General features: G+C 61.5%; 15 protein-coding genes. 8 read left to right on the forward strand and 7 right to left on the reverse strand.

Going from position 1 to position 13,452, the window contains the following annotated elements; genetic code table 11:
- Positions 1-3 precede the first annotated feature (3 nt).
- The 3 genes from ACZ5BO_RS11445 to ACZ5BO_RS11455 all read left to right on the forward strand — a co-directional run bounded on the left by ACZ5BO_RS11445 (position 4) and on the right by ACZ5BO_RS11455 (position 3,261).
- Positions 4-1,254: a lipoprotein-releasing ABC transporter permease subunit gene (locus tag ACZ5BO_RS11445; RefSeq protein WP_464699785.1), complete on the forward strand. Its 1,251-nt coding sequence runs from the start codon at positions 4-6 to the stop codon at positions 1,252-1,254.
- Positions 1,255-1,261: 7 nt separating this feature from the next.
- On the forward strand, positions 1,262-1,945 hold the full coding sequence (gene lolD / locus ACZ5BO_RS11450) for a lipoprotein-releasing ABC transporter ATP-binding protein LolD (RefSeq protein ID WP_177330269.1): 684 nt from the start codon (positions 1,262-1,264) through the stop codon (positions 1,943-1,945).
- A gap of 71 nt (positions 1,946-2,016) precedes the next feature.
- Positions 2,017-3,261 carry a lipoprotein-releasing ABC transporter permease subunit gene (locus tag ACZ5BO_RS11455; protein WP_464699788.1) on the forward strand — a complete coding sequence of 415 codons (1,245 nt, stop codon included), beginning with the start codon at positions 2,017-2,019 and terminating at the stop codon, positions 3,259-3,261.
- 42 nt (positions 3,262-3,303) lie between these two features.
- On the opposite strand, the gene ACZ5BO_RS11460 is transcribed toward ACZ5BO_RS11455, so the two are convergent.
- Both ACZ5BO_RS11460 and ACZ5BO_RS11465 read right to left on the reverse strand, forming a co-directional pair.
- Positions 3,304-4,665, reverse strand: a complete 1,362-nt coding sequence (locus tag ACZ5BO_RS11460) for a heavy metal sensor histidine kinase (RefSeq protein WP_464699790.1) — start codon at positions 4,663-4,665, stop codon at positions 3,304-3,306.
- Positions 4,665-5,345 carry a heavy metal response regulator transcription factor gene (locus tag ACZ5BO_RS11465; RefSeq protein ID WP_464699792.1) on the reverse strand — a complete coding sequence of 227 codons (681 nt, stop codon included), beginning with the start codon at positions 5,343-5,345 and terminating at the stop codon, positions 4,665-4,667. Before ACZ5BO_RS11465 ends, ACZ5BO_RS11460 begins: the two co-directional genes overlap by 1 nt.
- A 156-nt stretch (positions 5,346-5,501) precedes the next feature.
- Between ACZ5BO_RS11465 and copI the strand changes: the two genes are divergently transcribed.
- Together copI and queF are read left to right on the forward strand one after the other, a co-directional pair.
- Entirely contained in the window at positions 5,502-6,074 is a 573-nt protein-coding gene (copI, locus tag ACZ5BO_RS11470; RefSeq protein WP_464699794.1) for a copper-resistant cuproprotein CopI, read from the forward strand.
- A gap of 68 nt (positions 6,075-6,142) precedes the next feature.
- Positions 6,143-6,973 carry an NADPH-dependent 7-cyano-7-deazaguanine reductase QueF gene (gene queF, locus ACZ5BO_RS11475; RefSeq protein WP_464699796.1) on the forward strand — a complete coding sequence of 277 codons (831 nt, stop codon included), beginning with the start codon at positions 6,143-6,145 and terminating at the stop codon, positions 6,971-6,973.
- A gap of 57 nt (positions 6,974-7,030) precedes the next feature.
- Here the strand turns inward: queF and ACZ5BO_RS11480 are convergent, their stop codons facing one another.
- Positions 7,031-7,294, reverse strand: a complete 264-nt coding sequence (locus tag ACZ5BO_RS11480) for a DUF4404 family protein (protein ID WP_025128868.1) — start codon at positions 7,292-7,294, stop codon at positions 7,031-7,033.
- Between the two features lie 122 nt (positions 7,295-7,416).
- Entirely contained in the window at positions 7,417-8,037 is a 621-nt protein-coding gene (locus ACZ5BO_RS11485; protein WP_464699798.1) for an HAD family phosphatase, read from the reverse strand.
- A 236-nt stretch (positions 8,038-8,273) separates the two neighbouring features.
- Between ACZ5BO_RS11485 and ACZ5BO_RS11490 the strand changes: the two genes are divergently transcribed.
- Positions 8,274-8,927: an MlaA family lipoprotein gene (locus ACZ5BO_RS11490; RefSeq protein WP_371261304.1), complete on the forward strand. Its 654-nt coding sequence runs from the start codon at positions 8,274-8,276 to the stop codon at positions 8,925-8,927.
- Between the two features lie 68 nt (positions 8,928-8,995).
- On the opposite strand, the gene ACZ5BO_RS11495 is transcribed toward ACZ5BO_RS11490, so the two are convergent.
- The gene (locus tag ACZ5BO_RS11495) at positions 8,996-9,295 is read right to left on the reverse strand and encodes a PilZ domain-containing protein (RefSeq protein ID WP_025128871.1); all 300 of its coding nucleotides are present in this window, start codon (positions 9,293-9,295) and stop codon (positions 8,996-8,998) included.
- A gap of 275 nt (positions 9,296-9,570) precedes the next feature.
- On the opposite strand from ACZ5BO_RS11495, the gene rssB reads away from it, so the two are divergent.
- Both rssB and rssC read left to right on the forward strand, forming a co-directional pair.
- Positions 9,571-10,755 (forward strand): two-component system response regulator RssB, encoded by a 1,185-nt coding sequence (gene rssB / locus ACZ5BO_RS11500; protein ID WP_464699801.1) that lies wholly within the window; start codon positions 9,571-9,573, stop codon positions 10,753-10,755.
- Positions 10,752-11,234 carry an anti-sigma factor antagonist RssC gene (rssC, locus tag ACZ5BO_RS11505; RefSeq protein ID WP_025128873.1) on the forward strand — a complete coding sequence of 161 codons (483 nt, stop codon included), beginning with the start codon at positions 10,752-10,754 and terminating at the stop codon, positions 11,232-11,234. Before rssB ends, rssC begins: the two co-directional genes overlap by 4 nt.
- A 72-nt stretch (positions 11,235-11,306) precedes the next feature.
- Here rssC and tal read toward each other — a convergent pair whose 3' ends face one another.
- Both tal and dusA read right to left on the reverse strand, forming a co-directional pair.
- Positions 11,307-12,233, reverse strand: coding sequence for a transaldolase (tal, locus tag ACZ5BO_RS11510; protein ID WP_025128874.1), 927 nt, complete (start codon positions 12,231-12,233; stop codon positions 11,307-11,309).
- Positions 12,234-12,411: 178 nt separating this feature from the next.
- A complete protein-coding gene (dusA, locus tag ACZ5BO_RS11515) occupies positions 12,412-13,413 on the reverse strand; it encodes a tRNA dihydrouridine(20/20a) synthase DusA (RefSeq protein ID WP_464699804.1) in 1,002 nt (333 codons plus the stop codon).
- Positions 13,414-13,452 lie beyond the last annotated feature (39 nt).

The raw sequence follows: 13,452 nt of genomic DNA on the forward strand, positions 1-13,452 counted from the left end.
GACATGTTCAGACCTCTGTTTGCTTTTATCGGCACGCGTTATACCCGTGCAAAGCGTCGCAATCATTTTGTGTCATTCATTTCCCTGACCTCGATGATCGGACTCGCCCTTGGCGTGATCGTGATGATCGTCGTGCTGTCGGTGATGAACGGCTTCGATCATGAAATGCGCACCCGCGTGCTGGGCATGGTGCCCCACGCCACCATCGAATCCGGTGAACCCATCAGCGACTGGCAAAGCCTGGCCGACAAGGTCAAGCAGAACCCGAAAGTGCTGGCGGTGGCGCCCTTCACCCAGATGCAGGGCCTGCTGACCAACAAGGGGCAGGTGCAGAAGGTGCTGCTCAATGCCATCGATCCGGCCAAGGAGCGAGAGGTGTCGATCATTGACCACTTCATGCAGCAGGGGCAGCTGGATGCCCTGGCGCCCGGCAGCTTCGGCATCGTCATCGGTGACAAGGCGGCGGCCAAGCTGGGTGTAGTCCTGGGCGACAAACTGACCTTCGTCGCGCCTGAAGTCACGGTGACCCCGGCCGGCATGTTCCCGCGGATGAAGCGCTTTACCGTAGTGGGCATCTTCCACGTCGGCGCCGGAGAGATCGACGGCTACCTGGGCCTGACCAACCTTGAAGACCTGGGGCGCCTGCATCGCTGGAAGCCGGACCAGGTCCAGGGGCTGCGGCTGAAGTTCGACGACCTGTTCCAGGCACCGCGCACGGCCTGGGAAATCGCCCAGCAGTTGGGCGAGAACCACTATTACGCCCGCGACTGGACCCGTACCCACGGCAACCTGTACCAGGCCATCCGCATGGAAAAAGCCATGATCGGCCTGTTGCTGCTACTGATCGTCGCGGTGGCCGCCTTCAACATCATCTCGACCCTGGTGATGGTGGTGAACGACAAGAAGGGCGACATCGCCATTCTTCGCACCCTGGGCGCCACGCCGGGCACCATCATGGCGATCTTCATGGTCCAGGGTACGGTGATCGGGGTGGTCGGTACCTTGATCGGTGCCGTACTGGGGATGCTTGCGGCACTGAACGTCAGTGCGGCGATCTCCGCCCTCGAAGGCCTGATCGGGCACAAATTCCTCAACGCCGACGTGTACTTCATCGACTACCTGCCCTCGCAACTGATGGCCGAGGACGTGTTGATGGTCTGCGGCGCGGCGCTGGTCCTGAGTTTCCTCGCCACCTTGTATCCAGCCTGGCGTGCGGCGCGCACCCAGCCTGCGGAGGCGCTACGTTATGAGTGAGTTGGGCATGAGTGAAAAAGCAATCCTGAGCTGCCGTGACCTGGGCAAGGCCTATGACGAAGGCCCGGAATCGGTGGTGGTCCTGTCCGGTCTGCAACTGGAGCTGCACCCGGGTGAGCGAGTAGCCATCGTCGGTACTTCCGGTTCGGGTAAAAGTACCTTGCTCAACTTGCTGGGCGGCCTGGACACCCCGTCCAAGGGCAGCGTCTGGCTGGCCGGCGAAGAGCTTTCGGCCCTGGGTGAGAAAGCCCGTGGCCAGTTGCGCAATCGCTCCCTGGGCTTCGTCTACCAGTTCCACCACCTGCTGCCGGAGTTCACCGCCCTGGAGAACGTCTGCATGCCCCTGCTGATCGGCCGCACGCCGATCCCCGAGGCCCGCCAGCGCGCCACCGCCTTGCTCGAGCGGGTGGGCCTTGGTCATCGCCTGGAGCACAAGCCGTCCGAGCTGTCCGGTGGCGAGCGCCAGCGTGTAGCCATCGCCCGGGCCCTGGTGAACAAGCCGGGCTTGGTGATGCTCGACGAACCTACCGGCAACCTCGACTCCCACACCGCCCAGGGCATCCAGGACCTGATGCTGGAACTCAGCACTTCGATGCGCACCGCCTTCCTGGTGGTGACCCACGACATGAACCTGGCCCGGCAGATGGACCGCGTACTGCACCTGCAAGAAGGTCACCTGGTCGCGATCTGATGCGGCCGCACGCGGCGCCGGGGATTTATTCGCCGGCGCCGGGTCATTAATTTTTCCAGGGTGCCTTGCCCATGTTCAGACCTTTATCGATCTTTATCGGCACGCGCTACACCCGCGCCAAGCGGCGCAATCGTTTTGTCTCGTTCATTTCCATGACCTCGATGATCGGCCTCGCCCTGGGCGTACTGGCGATGATCGTGGTGTTGTCGGTGATGAACGGTTTCCAGCGGGAAATGAGCTCGCGGATCCTCGGCATGGTGCCTCACGCGACCATCGTTGGGGTCAATCCCATTGACGACTGGCAGCCGGTGGCCGCAGCGGCCTTGAAAAACCCGGAAGTCACCGCAGCGGTGCCCTTCACCGAGATGGAAGGCATGCTTTCCTACAAGGGGGCGATGCAGCCGATCCAGATCAGCGGCATCGATCCGGCCCAGGAAGGCAAGGTGTCGATCGTGGCCCAGCATATCGTTCAGGGCAGCCTGCAGGACCTGAAACCCGGCGAGTTCGGGGTGGTGCTTGGCGAGATCACCGCCCGGCGCTTTCGCCTCAACGTCGGTGACAAGCTGACCCTGATCGTGCCCGAGGTGAGCAGTGCTCCGGGCGGCATCACCCCGCGGATGCAGCGTCTGAACGTGGTCGGGGTGTTCAAGGTGGGTGCCGAGCTGGACGGCTCCATGGGCCTGATCCATGTGGCCGATGCGGCAGAGATGCAGCACTGGCAGCCGAACCAGGTGCAGAGCGTGCGCCTGGCGGTCAAGGACCTGTATGCCGCGCCAAAGGTTTCGGCGGACATTGCCAAGGGGCTGGGAGCGGGTTTCCGCGCCGATGACTGGACTCACACCCAGGGCAGCCTGTTCAGCGCCATGAAAATGGAAAAGACCATGATCGGCCTGCTGCTGATGATGATTGTTGCGGTGGCGGCGTTCAACATCATCGCCACCCTGATCATGGTGGTGAACGACAAGGGCGCGGACATCGCGATCCTGCGCACCATCGGCGCGACACCGCGGCAGATCATGGCGATCTTCATGGTCCAGGGCACAGTGATCGGTATCGTCGGCACGCTGATTGGCGGAGTGCTGGGGGTGATCGCCGCGTTGAACGTGAGTGAACTGGTGGGCTGGCTGGAGAGGATCAGCGGGCAGCAGATCTTCAGTTCCGACGTGTACTTCGTCAGCAACCTGCCTTCCGAGCTGCAGGGCGGCGACGTGGCTTTGATCTGCGGCGCCGGGTTTGTCCTCAGCTTCCTGGCCACGGTGTATCCGGCCTGGCGCGCGTCCAAGGTCGAACCGGCGCACGCGCTGCGGTACTCGTAAGGCACAAGGCCGGCCGGCTCCTGTTGCGGGAGCCGGCCGGCCTTATTCTTTCCCTGGCAACTCGATCACGAAGCGGGTCCAGCCCGAGCCTGATTCGCAACCAATCTGCCCGCCATGGGCGCGAATGATCGATTGGGTGATCGCCAGGCCCAATCCTGCATGTTCATGGCTGCCTTCATGTCGCGCCGGGTCTACGCGGTAGAAGCGGTCGAACAATCGTGGCAGCAGTTCCTGTGCAATGCCCTCGCCGGTGTTTTCAATGCTCAGGTTCAAGCCCGTGGGGCGTTGGCTGATTAGCACCTTGACCGAGCCGCCAGCAGGGGTGAAGCGCAAGGCATTGTCCAGCAGGTTGGACAGCGCCCGGCGCAGCATGCCGCGATCTCCGGCGAATCTGCCGTTGCCTTCCCGGCTTAGGCTGATGTTCGCGTCTTCCGCCAGGGGGCCATAGAACTCCAGCAGCATGTCGGTCTCCTGGGCCAGCTCCAGGGCTTCGCGCCGGGGTGTCAGCAGGCCGTGGTCGGCCTTGGCCAGGTACAGCATGTCGTTGACCAGTTGCGCCATCCATTGCAGCTCTTCGAGGTTGCTGTGCAGGGCTTCGCGGTAATCCTCGATCGGCCGGGGGCGGGTCAGGGTGACCTGGGTGTGGGTCAGTAGGTTCGACAGCGGCGTGCGCAATTCATGGGCAATGTCGGCGGAAAAGGCCGAGAGGCGCTGGAACGACTCTTCCAGGCGGCCGAGCATGGCGTTGAAGCTGCTGGCCAGTTCCGCCAGCTCCACGGGCATCTGCTCCTGGGGCAGGCGCTGGGTCAGGGAGCTGGCGGAGATGCTGGCGGCGACCGCGCTCATGCTCCGTAGCGGACGCAGGCCGCTGCGGGCGGCCCAGGCGCCGAGCAGGGCCGTGGCCAGGGCCGAGAGGCCCACGGTGAGCCAGATCAGGTGCTGCATGCGCTGCAGAAAGTGCTGGTGATGGGTGATGTCGAGTATCAGGGTCAATTGCGCCGAGTCGGTCTGGCCGGGAGTCAGTTGCGCGCTGTAGATCCGGTAGGCGGTGCCGGCCTGTTCCAGGCTGTGCAGCCCGGCGGCGGCAGGCAGCGAGGCGGGCAGGGCAGGGGCAGAATTGAACCAGACCTGGCCATCGGCACCGCTGATCCGCAGCGTCAGGTCCGGCTGGTGGCTCAACTCATCCAGTAGGCGGGCCTGGTCGCGAGGGAAGTCACTGGCCGTGGTGACATTCTGCAGGGCGCTGCGCAGGGCAATCAGTTTGCCGTCCAGCAATTGCTGGTCCAGTTCGATGAAGTGAGCTTCGCTGGCCCGGCTGAACAGCACTCCGGCCAAGAGCGAAACCACCGCGGTGCAGGCGGCAAACAGCAGCGCCAGGCGCCCGCTCAGGGACAGGCGAGGCATCAGGCCTGGCGCTCTTCGAGCACGTAGCCCATGCCGCGTACCGTATGGATCAGCTTGTTGGGGTAATCGTCATCGATCTTCAGGCGTAGGCGGCGGATCGCCACTTCGATGACATTGGTATCACTGTCGAAGTTCATGTCCCAGACCTGGGAGGCGATCAGCGACTTGGGCAGGACTTCGCCCTGGCGGCGCAGGAGCATTTCCAGCAGGGCGAATTCCTTGGCGGTCAGGTCGATGCGCTGGCCGCCGCGTTCGACCCGGCGGCGAATCAGGTCCAGACGCAGGTCGCCCAACTGCAGGCTGGTTTCCTGGGCAACCGCGCTGCCTCGGCGCAGCAGGCTGCGGACCCGGGCCAGCAGTTCGGAAAAAGCGAAGGGTTTGACCAGGTAATCGTCGGCCCCCAATTCCAGCCCATGGACCCGGTCTTCCACTGCGTCACGGGCAGTGAGAAACAGCACCGGCATGTCCAGGCCGGCGCTGCGTACCGCTTGCAGAATCTGCCAGCCGTTGCGACCCGGGAGCATCACGTCGAGAATCAGCAGCGCGTAGTCGCCGCTCAGGGCCAGGTGCTGGCCAGTGCTGCCGTCCGCTACCAGCTCGGCATTGAAGCCGGCCTCGCTCAGGCCCTGGCGCAAATATTGGCCGGTTTTCGGTTGGTCTTCGACGATCAGCAGCTTCATGACAGGACTCGTGGCATCTGGAACCCGGGCTTTATACCGTGCAGTCCCCCGGGACAGGACAAACTGACAAAGTTGTAATCTGATTGTCAGCTGGCTGGCAGCGGCAGGTTCTAGAGTGTGCCACAGGCTGAATCCTGATCTTGTTGGAGTCTGATGATGAATGTGCAAAACCTGTTGTTGCAAAGCCGCTCGATCCTCGGCGGCTGCCTGCTGCTGTTGAGCGCGCCGCTCTGGGCTTCGCCGGCGGCCTCCTATGATTTCGGCCAGCCGGCACCAGCGGCCAAGGCCACTCGCAGTATCGAAGTGGTGATGGGCGACATGACCTTCCGCCCCGAGTCTCTGGAGGTCAAGGCCGGCGAGACTGTACGTTTCGTCCTGATCAACAAGGGGCAGTTGTTGCATGAGTTCAACCTGGGCGATGCGACGATGCATGCCGAGCATCAGCAGGAGATGCTCAAGATGCAGCAGAGCGGCATGCTCACCCCGACTGCAGTCAAGGACATGGCGGCCGGCGGCATGGATCATTCGGCCATGGGGCATGGCTCGATGGCGGGCATGGCGCATGGCGCGGGAATGAAGCATGACGATCCCAACAGCGTGCTGGTGGAGCCGGGCAAGCAGGCCGAGCTGACCTGGACCTTCAGCAAAGGCGGCAGCCTGGAGTTTGCCTGTAACATTCCCGGGCACTATCAGGCGGGGATGGTTGGCAAGCTGACGGTCACCCCGTAGGCATCCAGGGCTCAAAGGCGGGAGCAAAGGCTGATAGAATCCGCTGATTCTTCAGTCAGGTTTCCGCCATGCATCCCGCAGCCGAACATTCGCCGCTGGGCAAGTCCAGTGAATACGTCTCCACTTACACCCCGTCCTTGCTGTTCCCGATTCCGCGGGCCGCCAAGTGGGCCGAACTGGGCTTGAGCGCCGATACCCTGCCTTATAAAGGTGTGGACTACTGGAACTGCTTCGAGCTGTCCTGGCTGCTGCCTTCAGGCAAGCCGGTGGTGGCCATCGGTGAGTTCAGCATTCCCGCCGATTCGCCGAACATCATCGAGTCCAAATCCTTCAAGCTGTACCTCAACTCCCTGAACCAGACGCCGTTCGCTGATCGGGCGACGCTTGAGGCAACCTTGCGCGACGACCTGTCGGCCGCCGCAGGCAAGCCAGTGGGCGTGCGCATTCGCAGCCTGGGCGAGGTCGAGGCGCAAGGCGTGGTGGCGTTGCCCGGCGTTTGTATCGACGAGCTGGATATCAGCGTCGACAGCTATGAGCATCCCCGTCCGGAACTGCTGCGTTGCGATGCTTCACGCACCGTGGAGGAGAGCGTGCACAGCCACCTGCTCAAGTCCAACTGCCCGGTGACCAGCCAGCCGGACTGGGGCAGCGTGGTGGTCGAGTACCGCGGCGCGGCGCTGGATCACGCCAGCCTGCTGGCCTACCTGGTGAGTTTCCGCCAGCATTCGGACTTTCACGAACAGTGCGTGGAGCGGATCTTTCTCGATCTGCAGCGCTTGCTCAAGCCGGAGAAGCTCACGGTCTATGCTCGTTACGTGCGCCGCGGCGGGCTGGATATCAACCCTTACCGCAGCACTGAAACGACGCAGTTCGCCAACCAGCGCCTGGTACGCCAGTAAGCAAAAGCCCCGCTCATTGAGCGGGGCTTTTGTTTTGTCGCGGGGAACAACACGCGGTCAGATACCGATGTTGCCCAGGGTCTGGACGATATTGCGCAAGGTGCCGGCGATGGCCGGGTGTTCCAGTTCGAAGCGCTCCACAGCCAGGTTGACGCCGTCGGCGAGGCTGCTGTCGTGGGTGCTGGTCTCCAGCTTGAGTTGCAACTCGATCTGCTGCATCAGTTCCTGAAGATTGGCGCGTTCGGCTGCCGAAAGCGGTGGGTTCTGCTCCAATTGCTCGCGCAGGGTGTCGAGTTGTTCTTGCAGTTCGCGGGCAGGCATGGCGTTCTCCCTTTATTGATAGGCACAGGGATGGACCGTGAATGTGCGTCAAAGGTCCATGCCCACGGCTTAGAGTAATCCAGTCCCGGGCGCAGTGCATGATCCTGATCAACAGGCTTATGTCAGGGTTTTTCACCCTTGAAGCGGCGCAGTTCGATGTCCGCCAGGCAGGTGCCCAGATCGCCCAGGTGATCGATGACCGAATGCACCCCCAAACCGAAGAGCTGCATGGTCGCCTTGCCGCGCTTGAGCTCGCGCTCGTGCTGGCTCAGGGCCTGCCATTCGCCGGGAGTCATGCCGCACAGAGAACCGCAGGAGGCCAGGCCGATGGTCCAGAGGCCGGCATTGAGCCCCGACTGCAGCAGTTGCGGCTCGCCACTGACCAGTACGCAACCGTCCAGGCGTGAGACTTCAAGGGCCATCAGCGCTTGCCAGCAAGCATCGGGTGCGGGCCAGGGGTTGGGCACAGCAGGCGCTGGCTGGATCCACTCCGGCAGGGTTGCGGCGAGGTGACGACTGCTGGCGGGCGGCAGTTGCTCCAGCCAGGCGCAGGGAATGCCTCGCTGTTGCAGATGGTGCAAGGTATCCAGGGCGCCGGGGGTGGCGAGGGCCTGTTCCGGGCTGGGGGGCTGCGTGGCTTGCCGGCGCATTCGTGCGCCGAAATCCACCAGGCAGCCACTGAGGCCGAAGAGCACGGCGGTCAATGGGCGTGCGGGCTGGGCTATGGCATCGGCGTGGGGCATATCAACGTCCCTGAAATAGCTCAAGAGGCTAGCGGACAAAGATGACATGGGGGTGACAGCGAGGTGAATACCCTGCCCATTGAGGTACCTGGGTCGCATCGGGCTTGTTGCAATGCTGCCTAAACCGGCATATCCGATTTATACTCCTGAGCTTACCCTCAGGGCATAGCCCCACGAGAGAACAATCCAAGGAGTTTCCTGCTATGCGCTGGAGCCGTTATCTAGTTCCGCTATGTATGAGTGCCGGTGTGACGCTGGCTCCCTTTGCCGCCCAGGCGGCGGAAGAGGATCCGTGGGAAAGCGTCAACCGTCCGATCTTCACCTTCAACGACACGCTTGATACGTATGCTCTCAAGCCATTGGCCCAAGGCTACCAGGCTGTCACGCCACAGTTTCTTGAAGACGGCATCCACAACATGTTTCGCAACATCGGTGACGTCGGCAATCTGGCCAACGATATCCTCCAGGCCAAGCCGGGTGCAGCCGGTGTCGATACCGCGCGCCTGCTGATGAACACCACCCTGGGCCTGGCCGGCTTTTTCGATGTCGGCACCAAGATGGGCCTGCAGCGCAACGATGAAGACTTCGGCCAGACTCTTGGCTACTGGGGTGTGGGCAGTGGCCCTTACGTGATGCTGCCGTTTCTCGGCCCAAGCACCCTGCGTGACGCACCGGCCAAGTATGTCGACAGCTATACCGAACCCTACCGTTACATGAACGACATTCCCGCACGCAACATCACCATGGGCGTGGACATCGTCGATACTCGCGCCAGCTTGCTGTCGGCAGACAAGCTGATCCGCGGCGACAAATACACCTTCATTCGCAATGCCTATCTGCAAAATCGCGAATTCAAGGTTAAGGACGGCAAGGTCGAAGACGATTTTTGATCGTATTGCTCTCCAGCAGAAACTGAAAAGGCGGCCAGATGGCCGCCTTTTTTCATGGGATCCGAGTTTTACTTCATCTTAAGGATTGTAAGCCCAAGTTTCTGGCCGCCGCCCTCCAGCGGATTGACCCAGACCACTTCCGTCTCCGCTTCCAGTCCCTTCAGGGCGGCATGCTCCGAATCGATCCTGACACTCAGCAGGTCGCCGACCTGGAACGAGCGGGGTGCCTGAACCTGCATGCCGCTGCTGGAAAGATCGATGCAGACGGCTTCGACCACCTGGCCCTGGTGGATCAGCGTGACCTCGGCATCCACCCGCATCCGGATGTAATCGCGCTTTTCATCGTAGTCACGCTGGTTTTGATTCATGGGTTCCATCCTGCGATTGAGTTGCGGTTTTAGCGGTTTTTATAACTCCCGGTGATTTGCGGTGTAAAGACGTCAGGCGACCATCGGCATGAGCTTGAAACGCCCCGCGGATGGGAGTACCGTCTGCGCCTTAGAAGGGCACCTCTGATGATCGGGCGTGCAGGGCTCAAGGTCCTGGCGCCACTTGCAGAGTGGCTAGAAAGCGAATCCAGTAGCGTGCGCCAGGCCCCGGCCAAGCCACCTACCCCAACCTAATTCTGGCGCCGTTTGCCCACATGCAAAAAACCAGTGCCACGCTGCTGATAATCGATGACGACGAAGTAGTGCGCGCGAGTCTCGCGGCCTATTTGGAAGACAGTGGCTTCAGCGTACTGCAGGCTGCCAATGGCCAGCAGGGTCTTCAGGTATTCGAGCGCGACAACCCCGATCTGGTGATCTGCGATCTGCGCATGCCGCAGATGGGCGGTCTCGAGCTTATCCGTCAAGTGACCGAAATGTCCCCGCAAACCCCGGTGATCGTGGTTTCGGGCGCAGGCGTGATGAACGACGCCGTCGAGGCCCTGCGCCTGGGGGCTGCGGACTACCTGATCAAGCCGTTGGAAGACCTGGCAGTGCTCGAGCATTCGGTGCGCCGGGCCCTGGATCGTGCGCGCCTGTTGCTGGAAAACCAGCGCTATCGGGAGAAGCTGGAAGCCGCCAACCGTGAGCTCGAGGCCAGCCTCAATCTGCTTCAGGAAGACCAGAACGCCGGCCGCCAGGTGCAGATGAACATGTTGCCGACCAGCCCCTGGTCGATCGACGAATTCAACTTTGCTCACCAGATCATCCCGTCGTTGTACCTGTCGGGGGATTTTGTCGACTATTTCCGTGTCGACGAACGCCGGGTCGCCTTCTATCTGGCGGACGTTTCCGGCCATGGCGCGTCTTCGGCCTTTGTCACCGTACTGTTGAAGTTCATGACCACGCGCCTGCTGTTCGAATCCAAGCGCAACGGCACATTGCCGGAATTCAAGCCTTCGGAAGTACTGGGCCATATCAACCGTGGCCTGATCAGCTGTAAGCTGGGCAAACACGTCACGATGGTCGGTGGAGTCATCGACGAGGAGACAGGTTTGTTGACCTATAGCATTGGCGGGCACTTGCCGTTGCCGGTGTTGTACACGCCAGACAGTGTGAGTTATCTGGAAGGGCGTGGTTTGCCGGTGGGCCTGTTCGGCGAGGCGACCTATGAAGACCACATCCTGGAGTTGCCGCCGGTGTTCAGCTTGACGCTGATGTCCGACGGTATTCTGGACCTTTTGCCCGAACCTACACTCAAAGAAAAAGAAGCAGCCTTGCCTGAGCGGGTGAGAGCAGCGGGCGGCAGCCTGGATGGCCTGCGGCAAGTTTTTGGATTGGCCACGCTAGGGGAGATGCCGGATGATATCGCCCTGTTAGTGTTGAGCAGGAACCTTCAATGAGTACCGGTAGAATCCAGTTCGCCGAGCAGGATGGCACTTTCGTCCTGAAGTTCGTCGGTGAAGTGCGCCTGACCTTGTGTTCGGCGCTGGATGCGACTATTGAGCGAATTTTTACAGCGCTGAATTTCTCGGCAATCGTCATCGACCTGACTGAAACCCGCAGCATCGACAGCACCACCCTGGGCCTGCTGGCCAAGTTGTCGATCCTGTCGCGGCAGAAAATCGGCCTGTTGCCAACCGTCGTCACCACCCATGAGGACATTACCCGGTTGTTGCAGTCGATGGGCTTCGATCAGGTGTTCAACATCGTCGATCGCCCGATTCCCTGCCCGGAGTGTCTGACCGACCTGCCGTCCCAGGACCAGTCGGAAGAAGTGGTACGGGTCAAGGTCCTGGAGGCCCACAAGATCCTCATGGGCCTCAACGACTCCAACCGTGAAGCCTTCCATGACCTGGTGAATGCCCTGGAACGCCCCTGACCGGCTGACCCACAGCGCATAAAAAAGGGCGAACCCTCATGGGTTCGCCCTTTTTGCATTGGCGTTTGCCCGTCAGAGCTTGGCGGCCAGCAGGGCTTCGAGTTTCTCCTGGTCGCGGGCGAACTGGCGAATGCCCTCGGCCAGTTTTTCAGTGGCCATGGCGTCTTCGTTGGAGGCCCAGCGGAACTGCGATTCATTCAGGCTCTGGCGGGGTTCACCGGTCTTGCCCGGGCTCAGCTTGCGTTCCAGCTTGCCGGTGTCGGCGGCCAGTTTCTCGATCAGGTCCGGGCTGATGGTCAGACGGTCGCAACCGGCCAGTTGCTCGATCTGGTTCAGATTGCGGAAGCTGGCACCCATGACCACGGTCTTGTAGTCATTGGCCTTGTAGTAGTTGTAGATACGGGTGACCGACTGTACGCCCGGATCATCGGCGCCGGTGTAGTCGTTGCCATTGGCCTTCTTGTACCAGTCGTAGATCCGGCCGACGAAGGGCGAGATCAGGAACACCCCGGCTTCGGCGCAGGCAACAGCCTGGGCGAAGGAGAACAGCAGGGTCAGGTTGGTCTGGATGCCTTCGCGCTCCAGTTTTTCGGCCGCGCGGATGCCTTCCCAGGTTGAGGCGATCTTGATCAGTACCCGATCACGGCCTACGCCGGCCTTTTCATACAGCTCGATCAGGCGATGAGCACGCTTGAGCATGGCATCGGTGTCGAACGACAGGCGGGCGTCCACCTCGGTGGAAATACGGCCTGGAATGACCTTGAGAATCTCCTGGCCGACGGCAACGCCAAAACGATCGCTGGCCAGGCCGACATCGCCTTTGCAGTCGCTGACGCAGGCATTCAGCAAGTCGGCATAACCTGGAATGGCCGCGGCCTTGAGCAGCAGCGAAGGGTTGGTGGTGGCATCCACCGGCTTGACCCGGGCGATGGCGTCGAAGTCGCCGGTATCGGCCACCACGGTGGTGATTTTCTTCAGTTGTTCCAGCTTGGAAGTCATGAGCGTGCTCTGTCCTATGGGTCTGATGACATTACCCGAGCGCCGCCAGGCGCTCAAGGGCGCGGAATGCTTACTACGGCCCCAAAGGCAACGACCTGAAAACAGGCGTTTGAATGCTGGGGCGCCATCCAGATAGATAGGATGTCAAAAGCCGGATCAGGTTCAACCCGGCTGACGGTTAGCGCCCTTCAAGCAACTGTCCGGCCTGATCCAGCAGGGCCAGTGGGTCCTTGGTCTTGTGAATATCCACCGACAGCAGCTGGCGGAACTTGCGCGCGCCCGGGAAGCCGGTGCCCAGCCCCAGCACATGGCGAGTAATGTGGTGCATGGCACCGCCGGAAGCCAGGTGCTCGGCGATATAGGGCCGCAGTTGGGCCAGGGCCTGGGCCCTGGAAATCACGGGCGCGGTGCTGCCAAACAGTTGCTGGTCAACGTCGGCCAGCAGATAGGGGTTGTGATAGGCCTCACGCCCGAGCATCACCCCATCGAAGGTCTGCAGGTGCTCGTGACAGGCCTCGAGCGTCTTGATTCCACCATTGAGGATGATCTCCAGCTGCGCAAAGTCAGCCTTCAATTGCGCCGCCACGTCGTAGCGCAGCGGTGGAATATCGCGGTTTTCCTTGGGGGACAGACCTTCGAGGATGGCGATCCGTGCATGTACGGTAAAACTGGTGCAGCCCGCTTCATGGACCTGGCCGACGAAATCGCAGAGTTCGGCATAACTGTCACGCCCATTGATCCCGATCCGATGCTTGACCGTCACCGGGATAGACACCGCATCGCGCATCGCCTTCACGCAGTCGGCCACCAGCGCCGGGTGTGCCATCAAGCAGGCACCGATCATGTTGTTCTGTACCCGGTCACTGGGACAGCCGACATTGAGGTTGACCTCGTCGTAGCCGTGTTCCTGGGCCATGCGGGCGCAGGTCGCCAGGTCCGCCGGAGTACTGCCGCCCAGTTGCAGTGCCAGAGGGTGTTCGGACTGGTGATAACGCAGAAAACGTTCGTGATCGCCATTGAGCAAGGCCCCAGTGGTGACCATCTCGGTATAGAGCAGGGTGTGCTTGGACAGCAAGCGCAGGAAGTAGCGGCAGTGACGGTCCGTCCAATCCATCATCGGCGCAACGCTGAAGCGGCGTGAAAGAGGTTGTGGCAATGAGGCTGTGGTGTTCGAGGGCATGAGGCTCTGCTTTGAGGCGTAGCGGTGCGAAGGCAGCAA

This window comes from Pseudomonas sp. FFPRI_1, assembly GCF_055384485.1.

Coding starts and splice junctions, on each gene's coding strand:
- ACZ5BO_RS11455 (WP_464699788.1), top strand. CDS start 2,017: ATGTTCAGACCTTTATCGATCTTTATCGGCACGCGCTACACCCGCGCC.
- lolD (WP_177330269.1), top strand. CDS start 1,262: ATGAGTGAAAAAGCAATCCTGAGCTGCCGTGACCTGGGCAAGGCCTAT.
- ACZ5BO_RS11445 (WP_464699785.1), top strand. CDS start 4: ATGTTCAGACCTCTGTTTGCTTTTATCGGCACGCGTTATACCCGTGCA.
- ACZ5BO_RS11465 (WP_464699792.1), bottom strand. CDS start 5,345: ATGAAGCTGCTGATCGTCGAAGACCAACCGAAAACCGGCCAATATTTG.
- ACZ5BO_RS11480 (WP_025128868.1), bottom strand. CDS start 7,294: ATGCCTGCCCGCGAACTGCAAGAACAACTCGACACCCTGCGCGAGCAA.
- dusA (WP_464699804.1), bottom strand. CDS start 13,413: ATGCCCTCGAACACCACAGCCTCATTGCCACAACCTCTTTCACGCCGC.
- queF (WP_464699796.1), top strand. CDS start 6,143: ATGCATCCCGCAGCCGAACATTCGCCGCTGGGCAAGTCCAGTGAATAC.
- ACZ5BO_RS11460 (WP_464699790.1), bottom strand. CDS start 4,665: ATGCCTCGCCTGTCCCTGAGCGGGCGCCTGGCGCTGCTGTTTGCCGCC.
- copI (WP_464699794.1), top strand. CDS start 5,502: ATGAATGTGCAAAACCTGTTGTTGCAAAGCCGCTCGATCCTCGGCGGC.
- ACZ5BO_RS11485 (WP_464699798.1), bottom strand. CDS start 8,037: ATGCCCCACGCCGATGCCATAGCCCAGCCCGCACGCCCATTGACCGCC.
- ACZ5BO_RS11495 (WP_025128871.1), bottom strand. CDS start 9,295: ATGAATCAAAACCAGCGTGACTACGATGAAAAGCGCGATTACATCCGG.
- tal (WP_025128874.1), bottom strand. CDS start 12,233: ATGACTTCCAAGCTGGAACAACTGAAGAAAATCACCACCGTGGTGGCC.
- ACZ5BO_RS11490 (WP_371261304.1), top strand. CDS start 8,274: ATGAGTGCCGGTGTGACGCTGGCTCCCTTTGCCGCCCAGGCGGCGGAA.
- rssC (WP_025128873.1), top strand. CDS start 10,752: ATGAGTACCGGTAGAATCCAGTTCGCCGAGCAGGATGGCACTTTCGTC.
- rssB (WP_464699801.1), top strand. CDS start 9,571: ATGCAAAAAACCAGTGCCACGCTGCTGATAATCGATGACGACGAAGTA.